This window comes from Vibrio sp. 10N.261.45.E2, from assembly GCF_002875705.1.
In the GTDB taxonomy this organism is placed as follows: domain Bacteria; phylum Pseudomonadota; class Gammaproteobacteria; order Enterobacterales; family Vibrionaceae; genus Vibrio.
This window is the reverse complement of the sequence record NZ_MCZZ01000159.1, coordinates 1-15872: the sequence shown is the minus strand read 5'-3', so window position 1 is coordinate 15872 and position 15872 is coordinate 1. Positions and strand designations below refer to the sequence as shown.

Sequence of the window (15872 nt, the reverse complement as noted above, 5' to 3'; positions counted from 1 at the left end):
ATATAAAACCAGCAAAATAAACAGAATCAATTTAAGGAAAGACCATGAAAAAGACACTAATTACTATCGCCCTAACAATCACCGCTTCAACAGCATTTGCTGCAATGGATCATTCGACGATGGACCACTCAGGTATGGATCACTCGATGATGAAGAGCGGAGAAATGAACCACTCGAAGATGAATCACAGCATGATGAAAGGTGGAAAGATGGATCATTCAATGATGATGAATATGGACGGTATGTCTGAAGTAGGCATGCCTGCGACGGGGGCAAAACCGGATAAAGTGGTTCATGTTTTACTGAGTGACGACATGAAAATCACCTTTAAGAACAGGGTTGAAATTGAGCCGAACGATGTGGTGCAGTTCGTTGTGATGAACACAGGCAAGATCGATCACGAATTCTCGATTGGTTCTGCTGCGGAGCAGTTAGAGCGTCGTGAAATGATGAAAAACATGGGTAAGCATGCTCATGATTCTGGCAGTACAGTGACAGTAAAACCGGGCAAAGCGAAGCAGATGCTTTGGCATTTCCATGGAGACAATCACGTAGAATTTGCCTGTAATATTCCAGGGCACGCAGAAGCGGGTATGGTGAAAAGTGTAACGCTTTAGACGTTAATCATTGGCTCTTGATTGAATGAGAAATTCAATCAGAGTTAGGAAATTAAAGATAAGTCTTTACTAATGTCTATGCGACAGTCGAGACTTATCTTTATTACCCATCACTGTAAAAGAATCGATGTTTCCAGTAGGTGTTGTGCTTCACTACTTAAATGAGGCAGCTCAGTCAGAATTTTCTTTAGCTTATCGTCGATAGAATCCACTTCATTCAAAGAGCGAAACGCAAGAACGGCTTGTTCTGGTTCGCTGCTCACGTAACCCTTCAGCGTATTAAGCTGAATTTTGTTCGCATTTTCGACTTTTGACAGCGCGACATTGATTGCTTCAATGTTTATTGTTAACTCATTGCTTTTAAACATTTTTATTGTTTTGTGGTGGTTTCTAATTGGCGCACATTAACACAACCATTTTTTCGGATATTGACCGAGATTATTAGATTGGAACAATTTCGAAAACGACTAAGAGTAGAACTGTGGTATTAGTTATAAAAATACGAAGCAATAGAGTGAATTAACGGATTTATCTAGAGACGATAAAATTGATGTTGAAACGTCTGAACTTTGGGAAAGTTTCGGCTGAATAAAGCCTAAGTAGGATTGGAGCGTGCAGCGGGAATCGAACCCGCATCATCAGCTTGGAAGGCTGAGGTAATAGCCATTATACGATGCACGCACACTGTCTTAAGAGTAAGACTGAGGCATCAAGAAGATTGGAGCGTGCAGCGGGAATCGAACCCGCATCATCAGCTTGGAAGGCTGAGGTAATAGCCATTATACGATGCACGCACATCGTCTTAACGAGTTTGATAATGCCACATCTAACTGAAAACGAAACCTTTTTCTTTCATTTTTATTCTAAGTGCTCGCATAACCACCACTCCGCTAGTTTTTCAAACAGGTCTAGCGTTTTTAGAATGAATAAAATGTGACTAAACTCTCGTTAAGGTCAAGATTCAAACGGGCGGCTACTTGATAATTTGGAAAACGGGTATGGGGGTTAATTTATAAACCGATGTCGAGTCTAATTTGCTCACAGATGATGGCAAATTCAGAGCTTGAAGGTGTTAACACCATCGTGATTTAAACCGAATTCTGAAGTGCGTTTATAACAGTATGAATGCATAGTTTTAACTTACGAACGATTCATATCATTCATTAAACTAATCCCAAATGAGTAGAGTAATAGGCACTTCTAAGCCTTTGCAGAAAAAAGTAACGAGTTCAGTTGATAATTCACGCAAAAGTCTCGTCATTCCGTCTATCGTTTGGTACATTTGCCGCACATTTTGTCTCGCCTAAAATACCCATGCCTTCTCAGTTCAGAATTAACAAAATTGTTGAAATTGGTGACACTCTTCACCGCAGTGGTTGTGCTCCCTATAAGCTTGAAAAGTACACACAATTTTATGCAAAAAAGCATGGTGTGGATGTGATGATCCAAGCAACACCAACCGCGATTAATTATCAATTTCCAGACGACAACAACGCCGTTATTCTTAAGCGCTTAAAGCCAGCTTCTATTAACCTAAGTTTGTTGGCGAACACCATCATTCGTATTAATCAACCAAGCAGTGAACCAGTACCAGAGCCTGTGGGTTACTCTAAATTTGTGACTGCATTGGCCAATATGGGTATCCCGCCTGCGTATTTAATGCTAGTCGGCAGTACGTTGGAAGCGGTTGGCTTTTCTGCGTTATTGGGTTTAATGGTTTGGGTGTGTCAGCAAGTTCTTCATTCACGTCGAGCAATTGCGGTTGAATTTATCTCTGCATTGTTAACGGGTATCTTTGTGGCGTTCTTGGCGAGCACTGGTTTACCGATTCCGGTGTGGGCGTTGTGTATTGCCTCAATCGTGTTGTTTGTCCCCGGATTATCCATAGCCAACGCATTAGAGTGTTTGGCGTTCAATGATCTCGTCTCGGGTACCAGTTTGCTAGGGCAGAGTGCCTTAACCCTGATAAAGCTGTTTGTCGGGATTATCATGGGTCTAAATATTGGTGAAGCGATATGGGGGCAAGCGGTTTCCATCGACTATACCAATGCTGTCCCCGTGTGGATGCACATATCTGGCTTGGTGCTGATCTCTGTGTCTATCGGCGTGATGTTCAATGCTCGACCTAAAGACATCTTGCTTGGCTTGCCAGTTGCGGTTCTTGGTATGTGGGGGCCGTTCTATCTAGGTTTTGATAGTGGTTGGGTTGTAGGTACTTGGGTTACGACGGTTCTGATCACTTTGTACGGTACTTGGATTGCCAAAAAGATGGAGCTCACGGGTTCTATTTATATCGTGCAAGGGATAATCATCTTGGTTCCAGGTAGCCGAGTATTGGTGAGCGCCAGCCAGTCGGTGTTTGAACAGTCGATTTTGCCTATTCCGAGTATTGGTCTGTCTGCGCTATTCATGTTCTCTGCAATTGTGGCAGGTCAAATCACCGCGTACTCTATCTACTCACCAAAAGTCGAACGTTAAGCCGTTACGTTTCTCAAATTTTTGAACAAACACAGCTTAGCGGCTGTGTTTGTTCGTTTTAGCTACTGATCTTTTTCTAAGACAATTAACTCTCCGAAAAACTTGTCAGATTTATGCTCGCTAAGCCTGACAAGAGCCATTAAAATGGAACAAACCCTATTTAAATAAAGTATTAACGTATGTCTTTACCTCCTTGCCCACAATGCCAATCTGAATATGTCTATCAAGACCAAAACAACCTAATCTGCCCTGAGTGTGCCTACGAATGGAACCCAGAAGAAGAGCGTTTAGAAAGAGAAGCCGCGCGTGTTAAGGACGTTAACGGTGCAGTGTTAGATACTGGAGACAAAGTGACTTTCATTAAAGATCTAAAAGTGAAAGGCAGTTCTAGCGTATTGAAAATCGGCACTAAAGCCGTGATTCGACGTATCAATGAAGGCAAAGATCACCAGTTAGATTGTAAGTTGGATGGTGGTGGTGAAATGCTGGTGACTGCCAAATACGTTAAGAAGCAGTAATCGGGGCCTCAAAACTATATGGATATACTCAAAGCCGATATATCGCACTCAAGTGCCTTTCATCACTATGTGAATGCTTGCGCTAAGGATAGGTTAGATATTTACACAGGTATTTCCGATGGCAGCGATGCGTATTTGAAAAGGCGAATTGCTTATTCAAAAGGAGATGACCTGCCAGAAGGGTGGACGCCAGCCTCTACATATTTTTGTATCGAGTCAGGTGAGATCCTTGGCGTAATCCGAGTTCGCCACGGAACGAGTGAATACATTCATGACGTTATCGGACATATCGGCTACGAGACTTTGCCACAGGTGAGAGGGCGAGGTGTTGCTAGTCATATGTTGTCTTGGGTTCAACGACATGTATTGACAGAAAACGCTATTATTAGTTGTGAAAGTGGAAATGTCGCTTCAAGAAAAGTGATTGAGAAGTGCGGTGGTCAGTTCTTGAGTACGTTTTATTCGGAGCAAGACAATCGCGAAGTGTTGCGTTATCAACTAGCCCCTAAATGAACCTTATTTAATCACACTGTGGTGAGTGATTGTTTCGAAATCAAAGCCTCGATTGATTATTGTTGGAGATATTTTGAAATATTCGACAAGGCCTGCTCAGCCATCAGATTATGAATTTCTATTCGAGCTTAAGAAGGCCGCTGAGTTTGAACCGATCAAAGCCGTATTTGGCTGGGATGAACAAATTCAACGAGATATACATGCCGAAGAGTGGGCGGAAGAAAGACCTGAAATAATCGAATATCAGGGAAAAGCGATTGGCAGCGTGCTACTGCAAGACAAGGGCGACCACTTCTACTTTTGCCGATTCTTTCTGTTGCCTGAATATCATGGCAAGGGTATTGGTAGTCAAGTGCTCAGCGATTACTTAGCTCACGCAGATAAGCTCAATATGCCAGTTGAGTTGTGTTATCTGCAGGGTAATCGAGTTGGGGAGTTGTATCTCCGATTTGGTTTTGAAATCACCTCGCAAAACGAACAGTTTGTTTATATGTGGCGTATAATCCCGACGGCACAATGTGCCGTTTTGTTGTAATCGCTACTCAATCGGCAAAGACAATACACCACCATTGAGTTCGACTTGGTTCAGCCATTCTGTTGGAATCGCACCGTCTTCTTCGTAGAAACAAGCCGCTAATACTGCGCCAATCACGATGGCACGTCCACAGCTGTCACCACCACATAAGATATTGTCGCGAATACCTTGTTTAAAGCTCTGAGCGCCAGCAATGATGCGAATCAGTAGTGGGAACGCAGCGCTCAATTCACAATGCAACCCAAACTTATTCGCGGCATCTGTAATTGAAAGTTCGGGTTCAGCTAAGGCTTCATCGATTTGGTCGTGTATGAACTTACTGCAGGTTTGTCTGACCATTTCTACAGACTGCAATGGAGAGTTACCTTGAATTGCTGCTTGAATTAATAGGGTGATGGCTTGCGCCCATTCGACGGCTTTGTCGTTGTTGTTGGTCACTCGCACCGCACTCTCCACCATAGCTGGCAAGGTATGAGAGGTGTAAGTACAGGCCACTAATGGAATGATCTTTGAAATTGCGGGAAGTTGTGTGTCATCTGCGCCACACCTTGTTATGGGAGCATCGTCTAACTCCAATTGGTGTATGTTCAGCAAGCTCATTCGAGTCGCCTTATCAATGTAGCCTCGCCAACTGCCACCAAAATCAAACCAGTAACGGAAATGTTTGATGTAACTCGCTTCGTCGTATTTTTGGTTGTCGACTAAGCTGTCGACCATCGCCAATAACTGAGCTCCATATTGCGATTGCTCGCCTGCGGTTTTTCCTGAGTGTGCAAAGTAACCTTTGTCTTGATAATCGAACTGATTCGGTGAACGAAATTCTGGTTCAAAACCCGCCACGTGCAAGATCCTCTCTTGGTCATACAACCAGTGCAGCCCCATTGAAGCAGCGTCTCCGACCAGTGCGCCAACAACGGCGTAAAAAGCTCTTTCTTTATGATTGTCCATGTTGAGTGATGTCCTTACGAAGAATCAACGTAGTTCGATACTCTAAGTATAGTTTTTAGACGAGCATTTTGCTGTGTTTTGAAGAAGAAATATCAAGGGATTAATCCTGATTGGTCAATAACTTAAACCAATCAGGTGAAATTGATAGGGGGGATGAATGGTCGGGCGAGTCGGTGCTTTTGATTAATGGCTTTACTGGTGGTTTAAGTAGGCGCTAGAACGTTGTTCAATCATTTTGAAAAGGCGTGAAAGCGCAAAACATAAAGCAAAATATACGAAGCCTACAATGAGCCAGATCTCGAAGATTAAACCCGAAGAGTTGGCCATTTCAGTACCAACGAAAGTCATCTCTTGGATCGAAATTAGAGACACAATAGACGTGTCTTTAACCAAGGAGATCGCTTGGCCTGCCAGAGGTGGTGTGATGGCTGTTAAGACTTGCGGACCAACCACAAAACGATACTTAGACAACGTAGACAAGCCGAGCGAATCGGCCGCTTCCCATTGACCTTTTGGAATACTTTCTAAGCCAGCTCGAATTACTTCTGCGATGTAAGCAGAAGAGAGCAATCCAATACAGATAACACCAGACGCCAAGTTTTCCCATAGATTAGCAGGGCCAAAGAGAAAGGCTTGAACAGCGTTAATATCACCTTTGTGTTCACGTAAGATATTTTCTAAACCGAGCAATGGAATCAGTTGGTTAGAAACGAAGAAATAGAAAATGAAGACAAACACCAACGGCGGTATATTTCGAACCAACTGGATAAAGATCAGCGCTGGCGTTCTGAAGAAAGCGATTTTAGAGTGCCTTGCGACGCCAAGTAATGTGCCAAAAGAGAGTGCTAACACCATACTCCAAACACTCAAGCGCAGCGTTGCGATCAAGCCTTGGAAAAAGTAGGGGATACTGCCTTGAGAAGGCGGGATGAAAATCAGGGTAAACGCATCTTCCCAGCGCCACTGGTAGTTAATACCAACAGCGGAACGATAATAAAGCCAGCCTGCAAACACACAAATGACAGCAAGTAACACGCCATCCAAAAGGTTAAGGCGTTGATACCAAGGTTTCATATGAACGTTGGGTTTCGGTGTTGTTAATGCGCTAGTACTACTCACGTCATTCCTGTTTTTTAGTTTTATATCATCAGTAAAGCAAATCAAGTTGCTGAATCGAGGCAGTGCAGACACTGCACTGCCTCGGTTTACTAGCAGAAATTCTGATTACTGACCTTGAGCAATCTGGTCTTGCCAATCTAGAGTAGAGAACCAGTATTCGTAACGTTCTTTCAACCAGCCGTCTTCAGTACGTGCTTTGATCCATTCGTTGAAGAATTCTGTTTTGTCAGTTTCACCTAGGCGAACGGCAAACGCTTCATTGCCTTTTGATAGACGTTCTTCAAATGGGATAAATAACGTGTCTGCGTTTTTAATCGCTTCGTGCTCTGGTTTCGGGCTAGATGCGATAACTGCGTGTGCGTTGCCATTTAACACTTCTTGGAATGCTTGAGCATCGTCATCGAACTGTAGAACTTTTGCCTTAGGGAAGGTTTCACGAGCAACTTGAACCGTGAATGCACCACGACGAGCGGCAATTTTCACACGGCGAGAGTCGAAATCAGAGATTTGAGTAAAGCCTTCCGCTAACTCTTTGTTAGCAGCCAGTTGAACGCCAGAGTGCGAGTAAGGTTCAGTAAATAGTACGCTTTTAGCTCGAGCTTCTGTGATAGACATGCCACCGATGATCACATCAAACTTGTTCGATAGTAGAGAAGGGATGATGCCGTCCCATGCCGTAGGAACAAATTCCACTTTCCAACCAGAATCTTCGGCAAGGCGTTTTGCTACGTCGATTTCAAAGCCAACAAGATCGCCTTGTTTGTTGCGCATCGCCCAAGGAACAAATGTTGACATACCAACACGTAGAGAGCCACGTTCGTTGATTTTGTCTAGGTTAGGCGTTTCAGAAGCAAGTGCAGGCAAACTGACGGCAAGCGCAAGTAGGGCTGTAATTGCGGTTTTAAATAGCTTCATGCTGATAAATCCTTATTGTGTTCGCCAGTTAGCTCCGAGCTTATGCTCAAGCCAAGCAGCAACGGCAGAAAGTGAAAGTGTAAGTGCAAGATAAATGATCGCCACAGAGAACCAAATCTCGAATGGCATCGCGGTTTCAGAAACGATGTTTCTGGCTTCGGTTGTTAGGTCAAAGATAGCCATGACACTCACAATCGAAGAGTTTTTGATAAGAGAGATCACTTCATTTGTCAAAGGCGGCAAGGTACGTTGCACTACCTGAGGAAGAATCACGTCCCAGTAAGTATAGGTCTTTGATAAGCCCAAAGATTGAGCTGCTTCAAATTGCCCTCTCGCAATACCATTTAAACCGGCTCGGAAGATTTCGGCGGTGTAAGCACCTTGGAAAAGTGCCAAAGCTAAAACGGCAGTGCTAAAGCGATCGAGCCCTATTACGGGGCCAAACACAAAATAGAGTAAGTAAATTTGTACTAATAATGGCGTGTTACGAATCAGCTCAACATAGCTGGTGGCTAAGGTGCGCCCAACCACTGAATTGGAGTTTCTGAGTAGCGCTGTTGTTAAGCCAATGAACAGTGTCGCGACCAAAGAAATCAAAGAGATATTGATGGTAACCAACAACCCTTCAACTAACTCAGCAGGCCACCACTCACCGTCTTCATAGAAAGCAATATAGTCGGGCACGCGCTCCCATTGCCAACTGTATCCCATGGTTTGTGCGCCAGAATCGAGAATCCAAACAACAGCCGCCACAAGCACAACAATTTGTACTAAAGCGGACAGGGCGGGTTTAATAATTCGAATCAACATTAATAAGTCAGGATCTGATTTAGGAACGCTTGAGTACGTTCATGTTGAGGGTTTTCAAAGAGCGCTTGTGGAGTATTAGATTCCACAATCTGTCCTTCATCCATGAATATAACGCGGTCGGCCACTTGTTTCGCAAAGCCCATTTCGTGGGTTACACAGACCATCGTAATGCCTTCGCTCGCCAGCTCAACCATCACATCAAGCACTTCGTTGATCATCTCTGGATCAAGTGCTGACGTTGGTTCGTCAAACAAGAGTAATTCTGGCTTCATACACAGTGAACGGGCGATAGCCACGCGTTGTTGCTGGCCCCCAGAAAGTTGCACGGGGTATTTATTGGCTTGTTCTGCGATGTGCACGCGCTCGAGATAGTGCATTGCTACCTTCTCGGCTTCTTGTTTGCTTTTTTTCAGCGTGCGTATAGGAGAAAGAGTTAGGTTCTCAAGCACGGTAAGATGTGGGAATAAATGAAAGTGCTGAAACACCATTCCAACTTGTCCCGGTGTGTTGAACTTGCTCGGTAGCACTTGTTCTAGCACAGAAAGCTCACCACTTTCGAAAGGTTCTAGCTGATTGATACAACGGATCAAGGTTGATTTACCCGAACCAGACGGCCCGCAAATCACCACTATCTCCCCTTGTTCAATATTTAAATCGATATCCTTTAGGGCATGAAAATCACCATACCACTTGTTAAGTGACTTAAACTTAACCATTTCCTTGAGATTGTTCAAATCGTTGTTCATACCTAGTAAAGAGACAGGTTTACCTTAACAATATAGAAATATGATTGCACATAAAATTAGGGACTTATGAGAATTTAATAGCATCTTGTAGGGCAAATTAAAAAGCAGCGTCCAAAAATGAACGCTGCTTTTGTTGTACGAAAGAAAAAAGTAATGGGTTCAGTCAGATGTAAAATTCGTTTTTACATGACCACTACCTTTGTTTTCTCTGTACTTTAGAGAATCTTAGTGGATTGCTGACTCTAGAATCTCACGTGTTTTGTCTGGCGTGATTGCTTGGTTCTCGCCAAGTTGTAGGTAGCCGTGTGATTCAAGTTGAGCGACAACATTGTTAATCGCAGTTGCTTTGTCTGTTTCGTAGCCGTCGAACATAGTTGCCACGTCTAGGCTGTGGTAGAACGCTTCGATAGCAGCGATTGTGCGTTCAGCTAAATCAGCACCTGCTTCTAGGCCAAATACGTTACGACCCATTTGCTCTAGCTTGCCACGTTTCGCTTCGATTTGGTTGCGAAGTAGTGAAGGTTGAACAATCGCAAGTGAACGTGCGTGATCCACATGCCATAGTGCAGTGAATTCGTGGCCAATCATGTGTGTTGCCCAATCTTGAGGAACACCTGTGCCAATCAAGCCGTTAAGCGCTTGGTTTGCTGTCCACATTAGGTTTGCACGCCATGCATCGTTATCACGCTCATCGTATTGTTTGCCCAATACAAGTAGGTTCTTAAGTAATGTTTCTGCGTAACCGTCTTGAACCATCGCGTCTGTTGGCATTGTGATGTATTGCTCACATACGTGAACCCATGCATCAACCAAGCCGTTGATCAGTTGGCGTTCTGGTAAAGACTTCATTACGTCTGGGTCCATAACTGCAAACTTAGGCTGTACAGCAGGGTTCATGAATGCCAGTTTCTCTTGAGTCTCTTTACGAGTGATTACAGCGCCCATGTTAGATTCAGAGCCTGTTGCAGGAAGTGTTAGCACCGCACCGATTGGCGTCGCTTCGGTTACTTGGTGTTTACCCGCTAAGATGTCCCAGCCGTCACCGTCGTATTTAGCCGCTGCAGCAACGTACTTAGAACCGTCGATTACTGAGCCACCGCCAACAGCGATGATGAACTCTACGTTTTGTTCTTTAACAATAGCGACTGCTTTGTCTAGCGTCTCTTTGGTTGGGTTTGCTTCAACGCCAGAAAACTCAATCCAAGAGTGATCTTTCAAAGATTCGACAACTTGGTCGTAAACACCGTTGCTCTTGATTGAACCGCCACCGTAGATAACCAGTACTTTCTTTGAAGTATCAACTGCTTGGCTGATAGCATTGATTTGGCCTTGGCCGAAATGGATAACAGTAGGGTTAACGTAAGTAAATTGCATCAGAGATTCCTTGTGTAAAGGTAGATTTGTTATTTTGGTTTATTGTTCAATTTCTATATTTGCATATTAGTACAGTAATCTAGGTCAATGAAGAGCAGTTTCTCCAAATAAATTGCCTATTTCTACAAAATTGATATTCTTCCTTTGCTTTAGCTTACTTACTCTTAGCACTTAGAATGGAAAGTCGCCACTTATGAAAACACTCGCTCAGTTATTACAGTCTTATGTGGAACACAAAGGTTGGAATGATCTCGAAGGGATCAGAGAAACTGAAATCAGCGGCGTGTGGTTGTATAGGAGCAGTGGTGGGAATCAGCGTCAGCCATTTACTTACCAGTCTGGTATTATCATGCTCGGACAGGGAAAAAAGAACATCTACATTGGCGAAAGGCCAGTGACTTATGCTGCAGGTGATTATCTTGTGGTAGGTGTGCCAATGCCGTTAGAGTGCGAAGCCTTGCCTGTTAATGGTGAACCATTGCTTGGTTTGTCAATTAGTATTGATTCTCAACGCTTGCATAGCTTGGTCAAAAAGCTCGAAGACCAAGGCTTTCTAGAGAGTTACTGCAACAAGCACAAACAGAATTCGAGTGGCTTAGAGTCGACGTCAATGGAAGAGCAAATGCTGGAGAGCTTTACTCGATTGGTGAAAACGCTGCATTGTGACATTGAAGCCAATATATTGGGCGATGCCATGGTGACGGAGATTGTCTACCGCGCACTAACTGGTTCAGAAGGGCGAGTGCTGTTTGATTTGGCTCATCATGATGGTCACTATGCACGCGTCGCTAAAGCGCTGTCTAAAGTGCATGAAGAGTACGACCAAACCATTACCGTTCAATCGTTAGCAGATGAAGCTAACATGAGTGTGTCTGCTTTCCACAATGCTTTTCGTAACGTCACCTTTGTATCACCACTTCAATATTTGAAGAAGGTAAGGCTCAACAAAGCCAAAGAGCTGATTCAACTAGAAGGCTTGCGTATTAATGACGCTGCACGCCGAGTCGGTTACTCGAGCCCATCCCAATTCAGCCGAGAATTTAAGCGCCACTTCAACACAACCCCAAGAGCTGTTTAGCCTTTACTCAATATTTATGTTTCAAAACGTGCGGCATTTCATGTTGTGTAATGTCACGCGTATCTTTTGATTGACCAAAAGTTATATATTTTTTAAATCTTCATTCTAGATGTACCAATCAAAGACATTTGAGCAGTACTAAAGCAAACATTTAATCTAGGAGGTCTTTTGTTCGATTTATTGAAGAAAGTAGCATTGATTAACTTAACGGCAGCATTGGTTGTTTTAGTGCTTTCTCAGTTTTTCCCTTTCTTTGCCACGACAAGGCTCGTCGACTTCTTGTTTTTTGTGGTCATTGTCATTTGGCTTTTAGCAAAGCTAATGTGGGAAGGGGGCGTTCATAGTAAGACGACACGTCTTGATGATCCCGTAACAGATAAAGTCTACAAAATGGTCGAAGGCCATGATTTTGATAAAGACCAGAAAGAACATGATCGAATGAACTATCAAACAGGCTTGGTGTTGTTCATCGCTGGTTTACCCGCATTCATTACTTGCTTTGTTCTGCAATTTCTCTGAGTTAAAAGTTCATCAAACACCATTATGTCTAAAGCCCGTCTTCACTTCACCTATATTCCAGCCCCTCAATTCTTAGTATGACACTTGTTGAAATATATAAGTGAATGTGTCTAATTGCGGATGCTGTCAGATTGTTAGCGTGAGATTGTCATACATACTATTAACGTAATTTTCATGAGGTTGGAACTAGCAAATAATTAATTAAATAGCCTAAAAGTTTATGCACGGGTATAGGTGATAAATTCACTAACTTCGTTAGTAACGGAGTTTTAATGTGAACAACCTATCAAATATTTTCTAAATTTCAAAAGTTATCCATTTGTCTATTAGAGTGAGTATTCATGATTTTTGAATATATCAGAAAATAAAGAGACTTATTACTAGGATCGCCCTCTTATTGCGGATAATTAGTCGTGTTGTGACTAATTATTCTGTAACGTTCTGATTTCTAGTAAACTTAGATTCTGATGGATATCACGTTTACCTAAAAATAATTCACTTAACATAGCGCTACTTTAATCTTTCTTCCGAATATATTTGTGAAATATAAATACGTATACCTAATTTATTAAAAGGATAATTCCGATGAGTAGCGATATCATTAAAATTTCAAGAAACACTGAGAACGCACCAATTAATTCTGTATCTACACAAACGGTCGCTTTTTCTCATTATAATAACTTTTCTGCTCAATTACCTATTGCCCCTAAAACAGGTGAGATAGTCATCGGTGATATTAAAGATCAAGCAACACAATGCTTAAATAATATTAAAGCGATTGTTGAAAGCATTGACCATGTTATGGATGATGTCGTGAAAATTAACGTTTTCGTTAAGAATATTTCTGATATCGATGCTATTGATGAAGTCTATAAAAGCTTCTTCAATAACTGCCTTCCTACACGTACCGTTGTGGGTGTAGCTGCGCTACCGAACAGTGACGCTTTAGTTCAAATGGATGCTCTTATCTCAAATGGTGAAGGTACAACCCCACAGGAGCCATGTGCGTTAGTTAAGGTATCAAGAAATACGGATAATGCGCCTCAAAGTACTGTATCGACGCAAACAGCGGCGTTTTCTCACTACAATAATCTCTCGGCTCAATTGCCGATTGATGTGAATACAGGTGAGTTGGTTTCAGGTGGAATCACAGAGCAAACAGCACAATGTCTATCAAACATTAAGACGATTCTAGAGAGTATCGGTCATGTCATTAATGATGTGGTTAAAACCACGATTTACCTTAAAAATATCGAAGATGCAGACAAGGTAAATGAAGTTTGCGCTAAGTTCTTCCCAAGTTACGTACCTGCGCGAACGATTGTTAATGCCGCTGAACTGCCAATGGGCGCTTTGATTCAAATTGATACATCCGTTTCACATGGCGACGGCACACCGCCGCAATTACCTGAAGACACTCGTTTACTGGTTATTGAAGCCAATAATACTGTCGATGCACCATTTATGCCTTATTCGCACACCGTTGCTTTCTCTCACTACAATCATATTTCAGGTCAATTGCCTTTAGACCCAAAAACAAACAAAGTAGTTGCTGGTGGTGTGAAAGAGCAAGCTGAACAATGTTTAAAGAACATCAAATCGATAATTGAAAGTGTTGACCATAGCATGGACGATACGGTGAAAATCAATATTCAACTTAAGGATATTTCAGATATTGATGCGGTAAACGAAATCTATACCACATTCTTTGATGCTGACTTACCGGCAAGAACGGTGGTGGGGGTTTCAGAGATCCCTATGAACGCACTGGTACAAATTGATGCCGTCGTTTCTAACTGCGAAGGCACACCTCCACAAGATGTTGCTTAATTCATTTAACTCAATTCAAAAATAGCGATCAAATGTCGGCTCTAACTCTTGAACAAGGAGCTAGAGCTGATTCTCTGATTAGTTGCTTGATGCATATCGTCAATTAGGCCTCACTGAAGATCTCACTCTTAACCAACTCTTACATGACAGATGGTGTTTATTGATGCGAAGTGTTTTAATATGAAAAACAGAAGCTTAATGTAAGAAAACCAGTTTATGCAATTTCGAGCTATTTTACTGCTGTGCCTTGCTCTAATTGGGTGTTCGTCCAATCAAGAGTTGCTACCCGCTCCAACAACCATCACGCTGTTTTATGGCGATACATCTATACCCGCGGGTGTTTTAGAGGATAAAACATTCAATTCAGTCCTTGCCGATAGGGTCGAAAGTGTGACTTTTTCGGGTTCAATACGAAAGCAAGACTCAGGCTACTTGGTCGATATGCTCGTGATTCGAGAAACGAAAGAGCCACGCTCAACTCGACAACTAAACACATCACTTCATATGAAAACTGGAGAGTTAGTGGACGTGGGCGGTGTGAATAACGATGTTTTCAGGGTAATCCTCGAGTAACAAAAATAAAAAATTCAATTAATCTGAATTTTTGCTTTACCTCAACCTAACTTCAAGTCTTAAGCTCCTCTTACTGATTAAGAAGGAGCTTATTATGCAAAATAACTACGTAAAAGAACTTGCCGTCAAAACTTATCAAAAAGAACTTCAGAAAGAGTACGTAAAATCTAAAGCTCGCCCATTTCATGCCCCCAGTTTTATCTGTGGGGTACTGTTGTCAGTTGTATTGGTTGAAGTGTTCTAGTTCGCTGAAATATGGAATTTATGATCCATTGCCAACTTTCTGTCCTTAAAGTACTTAAGTCATAATTGTCTATGATAACTATCCTATTTGTTACTATAATCAATAGGATAGTCGATGTGAAAAAGATAAGCTCACGCGAATTGTAGAGTAAAACAATATAGAGATCAGTTTATGAACATTGTGACAGTCTATAGTGGTAATCAGCAGGTATATGCGAATTTGTATCAAGGTTATGCGGCCGAGTTTTCAAAGATAATCGGCGATAAACCAGACGAGTACGGCTTGTTTGAAATATATCCGACGCTTAGTGATACCGTAACGGGTTATTTACTCTACATTGACGGTGTTCCTGCTGCGTTAACAGCCATTGAAACCAAAGCGCCAAATGAGTTTGAGATTTGCGACTTCTATGTGGTGCCTTATTTTAGGAAAAATAAAGTAGGAAAACAGTTTATCTCTGAGCTGTTTGAACATCTAAAAGGCAGCTGGGAGATCAAGCAAGTATTAGGCGCAGACCATGCTGTTAAGTTCTGGAGAGAGGTCGTTAACGACTACACCTCAGGCAACTACGTGGAAGACCAATACCAAGACGATAAATGGGGCTTAGTAACGAGACAATGCTTCAATCATGACGGTATTGCTGACTAAAAGCCTATATATCAGAAGCTGGCAGCATCCTTCTAGCCAGCTTCGAGTCTTTTTATTCCAAAGTTTACGGCCACTTCTAGATTTACGGTTACTTCTGAGGTTTATTACGTTCGATGACGCTAATCGCGATCGCCAAGAATAGGATGTCTTTCACTAGGAAGAAGTTAGTGACTAAGATGCCATCCGATACTTTCCAAACGCTTGGTGTTGTAATTAGGAAACTGAGTGTCACAACAAAGATAGCCGCAGCTGCGATGCCTGAGTAGAAGGCAATTGTTGGCTTCTTAAATCCAACGATCAACCCAATCGCGACAATGATCTCTGCGCCACCTACCATGTTAGACACAGCTTGTACTGAGAAAAGATTGTAAAGCCAGTTTATTGCGGGGTAATGCCGTTCGGATAAG

19 protein-coding genes and 2 tRNA genes are annotated in these 15872 nt (G+C 42.5%); 11 read left to right on the top strand and 10 right to left on the bottom strand.

Features of this window, described 5'->3' with window-relative positions; translation table 11 throughout:
- Window positions 1-44 precede the first annotated feature (44 nt).
- The gene (locus tag BCT34_RS21760; RefSeq protein WP_076654021.1) at window positions 45-617 is read left to right on the top strand and encodes a copper-binding protein; all 573 of its coding nucleotides are present in this window, start codon (window positions 45-47) and stop codon (window positions 615-617) included.
- A 110-nt stretch (window positions 618-727) separates the two neighbouring features.
- Here the strand turns inward: BCT34_RS21760 and BCT34_RS21755 are convergent, their stop codons facing one another.
- The 3 genes from BCT34_RS21755 to BCT34_RS21745 form a co-directional block, all read right to left on the bottom strand.
- Window positions 728-985, bottom strand: a complete 258-nt coding sequence (locus BCT34_RS21755; protein WP_076654022.1) for a hypothetical protein — start codon at window positions 983-985, stop codon at window positions 728-730.
- Between the two features lie 238 nt (window positions 986-1223).
- Window positions 1224-1298, bottom strand: a tRNA-Gly gene (locus tag BCT34_RS21750).
- A gap of 38 nt (window positions 1299-1336) precedes the next feature.
- Window positions 1337-1411, bottom strand: a tRNA-Gly gene (locus BCT34_RS21745).
- Window positions 1412-1931: 520 nt separating this feature from the next.
- Here BCT34_RS21745 and BCT34_RS21740 point away from each other — a divergent pair.
- The 4 genes from BCT34_RS21740 (at window position 1932) to BCT34_RS21725 (ending at window position 4661) form a co-directional block, all read left to right on the top strand.
- A complete protein-coding gene (locus BCT34_RS21740; protein ID WP_076654024.1) occupies window positions 1932-3095 on the top strand; it encodes a threonine/serine exporter family protein in 1164 nt (387 codons plus the stop codon).
- 179 nt (window positions 3096-3274) lie between these two features.
- Entirely contained in the window at window positions 3275-3613 is a 339-nt protein-coding gene (locus BCT34_RS21735) for a zinc ribbon domain-containing protein YjdM (protein WP_076654025.1), read from the top strand.
- A gap of 18 nt (window positions 3614-3631) precedes the next feature.
- The gene (locus tag BCT34_RS21730; protein ID WP_076654027.1) at window positions 3632-4126 is read left to right on the top strand and encodes a GNAT family N-acetyltransferase; all 495 of its coding nucleotides are present in this window, start codon (window positions 3632-3634) and stop codon (window positions 4124-4126) included.
- A gap of 73 nt (window positions 4127-4199) precedes the next feature.
- Window positions 4200-4661, top strand: coding sequence for a GNAT family N-acetyltransferase (locus BCT34_RS21725; RefSeq protein ID WP_076654028.1), 462 nt, complete (start codon window positions 4200-4202; stop codon window positions 4659-4661).
- A gap of 3 nt (window positions 4662-4664) precedes the next feature.
- On the opposite strand, the gene BCT34_RS21720 is transcribed toward BCT34_RS21725, so the two are convergent.
- The 6 genes from BCT34_RS21720 to BCT34_RS21695 form a co-directional block, all read right to left on the bottom strand.
- Window positions 4665-5609, bottom strand: coding sequence for an ADP-ribosylglycohydrolase family protein (locus BCT34_RS21720; RefSeq protein ID WP_076654030.1), 945 nt, complete (start codon window positions 5607-5609; stop codon window positions 4665-4667).
- Between the two features lie 192 nt (window positions 5610-5801).
- Entirely contained in the window at window positions 5802-6728 is a 927-nt protein-coding gene (locus tag BCT34_RS21715; protein WP_076654031.1) for an amino acid ABC transporter permease, read from the bottom strand.
- Window positions 6729-6833: 105 nt separating this feature from the next.
- Window positions 6834-7643: a transporter substrate-binding domain-containing protein gene (locus tag BCT34_RS21710; protein WP_017067595.1), complete on the bottom strand. Its 810-nt coding sequence runs from the start codon at window positions 7641-7643 to the stop codon at window positions 6834-6836.
- A gap of 12 nt (window positions 7644-7655) precedes the next feature.
- Entirely contained in the window at window positions 7656-8453 is a 798-nt protein-coding gene (locus tag BCT34_RS21705; RefSeq protein WP_076653086.1) for an amino acid ABC transporter permease, read from the bottom strand.
- The gene (locus BCT34_RS21700) at window positions 8453-9199 is read right to left on the bottom strand and encodes an amino acid ABC transporter ATP-binding protein (RefSeq protein ID WP_076653088.1); all 747 of its coding nucleotides are present in this window, start codon (window positions 9197-9199) and stop codon (window positions 8453-8455) included. Before BCT34_RS21700 ends, BCT34_RS21705 begins: the two co-directional genes overlap by 1 nt.
- 225 nt (window positions 9200-9424) lie before the next feature.
- Entirely contained in the window at window positions 9425-10573 is a 1149-nt protein-coding gene (locus tag BCT34_RS21695) for an iron-containing alcohol dehydrogenase (RefSeq protein ID WP_076653091.1), read from the bottom strand.
- A gap of 193 nt (window positions 10574-10766) precedes the next feature.
- On the opposite strand from BCT34_RS21695, the gene BCT34_RS21690 reads away from it, so the two are divergent.
- From BCT34_RS21690 to BCT34_RS21670, 6 genes are all read left to right on the top strand, one after another.
- Entirely contained in the window at window positions 10767-11651 is an 885-nt protein-coding gene (locus tag BCT34_RS21690) for an AraC family transcriptional regulator (RefSeq protein WP_076653094.1), read from the top strand.
- A gap of 168 nt (window positions 11652-11819) precedes the next feature.
- Window positions 11820-12170: a hypothetical protein gene (locus tag BCT34_RS21685; RefSeq protein WP_076653097.1), complete on the top strand. Its 351-nt coding sequence runs from the start codon at window positions 11820-11822 to the stop codon at window positions 12168-12170.
- Window positions 12171-12755: 585 nt separating this feature from the next.
- A complete protein-coding gene (locus tag BCT34_RS21680; RefSeq protein ID WP_076653100.1) occupies window positions 12756-14000 on the top strand; it encodes a RidA family protein in 1245 nt (414 codons plus the stop codon).
- A 216-nt stretch (window positions 14001-14216) separates the two neighbouring features.
- A complete protein-coding gene (locus BCT34_RS21675; RefSeq protein WP_076653102.1) occupies window positions 14217-14573 on the top strand; it encodes a hypothetical protein in 357 nt (118 codons plus the stop codon).
- Window positions 14574-14667: 94 nt separating this feature from the next.
- Entirely contained in the window at window positions 14668-14817 is a 150-nt protein-coding gene (locus BCT34_RS24505; protein ID WP_165690293.1) for a hypothetical protein, read from the top strand.
- A gap of 171 nt (window positions 14818-14988) precedes the next feature.
- Complete coding sequence (locus BCT34_RS21670) at window positions 14989-15465, top strand: GNAT family N-acetyltransferase (protein WP_076653104.1); 477 nt, start codon at window positions 14989-14991, stop codon at window positions 15463-15465.
- 88 nt (window positions 15466-15553) lie between these two features.
- On the opposite strand, the gene BCT34_RS21665 is transcribed toward BCT34_RS21670, so the two are convergent.
- A partial coding sequence (locus BCT34_RS21665) for a DUF417 family protein (protein WP_076653107.1) occupies window positions 15554-15872 on the bottom strand: 319 nt, incomplete at its 5' end.

Coding starts and splice junctions, on each gene's coding strand:
- BCT34_RS21760 (WP_076654021.1), top strand. CDS start 45: ATGAAAAAGACACTAATTACTATCGCCCTAACAATCACCGCTTCAACA.
- BCT34_RS21755 (WP_076654022.1), bottom strand. CDS start 985: ATGTTTAAAAGCAATGAGTTAACAATAAACATTGAAGCAATCAATGTC.
- BCT34_RS21740 (WP_076654024.1), top strand. CDS start 1,932: ATGCCTTCTCAGTTCAGAATTAACAAAATTGTTGAAATTGGTGACACT.
- BCT34_RS21735 (WP_076654025.1), top strand. CDS start 3,275: ATGTCTTTACCTCCTTGCCCACAATGCCAATCTGAATATGTCTATCAA.
- BCT34_RS21730 (WP_076654027.1), top strand. CDS start 3,632: ATGGATATACTCAAAGCCGATATATCGCACTCAAGTGCCTTTCATCAC.
- BCT34_RS21720 (WP_076654030.1), bottom strand. CDS start 5,609: ATGGACAATCATAAAGAAAGAGCTTTTTACGCCGTTGTTGGCGCACTG.
- BCT34_RS21710 (WP_017067595.1), bottom strand. CDS start 7,643: ATGAAGCTATTTAAAACCGCAATTACAGCCCTACTTGCGCTTGCCGTC.
- BCT34_RS21705 (WP_076653086.1), bottom strand. CDS start 8,453: ATGTTGATTCGAATTATTAAACCCGCCCTGTCCGCTTTAGTACAAATT.
- BCT34_RS21700 (WP_076653088.1), bottom strand. CDS start 9,199: ATGAACAACGATTTGAACAATCTCAAGGAAATGGTTAAGTTTAAGTCA.
- BCT34_RS21695 (WP_076653091.1), bottom strand. CDS start 10,573: ATGCAATTTACTTACGTTAACCCTACTGTTATCCATTTCGGCCAAGGC.
- BCT34_RS21690 (WP_076653094.1), top strand. CDS start 10,767: ATGAAAACACTCGCTCAGTTATTACAGTCTTATGTGGAACACAAAGGT.
- BCT34_RS21680 (WP_076653100.1), top strand. CDS start 12,756: ATGAGTAGCGATATCATTAAAATTTCAAGAAACACTGAGAACGCACCA.
- BCT34_RS21675 (WP_076653102.1), top strand. CDS start 14,217: ATGCAATTTCGAGCTATTTTACTGCTGTGCCTTGCTCTAATTGGGTGT.
- BCT34_RS24505 (WP_165690293.1), top strand. CDS start 14,668: ATGCAAAATAACTACGTAAAAGAACTTGCCGTCAAAACTTATCAAAAA.
- BCT34_RS21670 (WP_076653104.1), top strand. CDS start 14,989: ATGAACATTGTGACAGTCTATAGTGGTAATCAGCAGGTATATGCGAAT.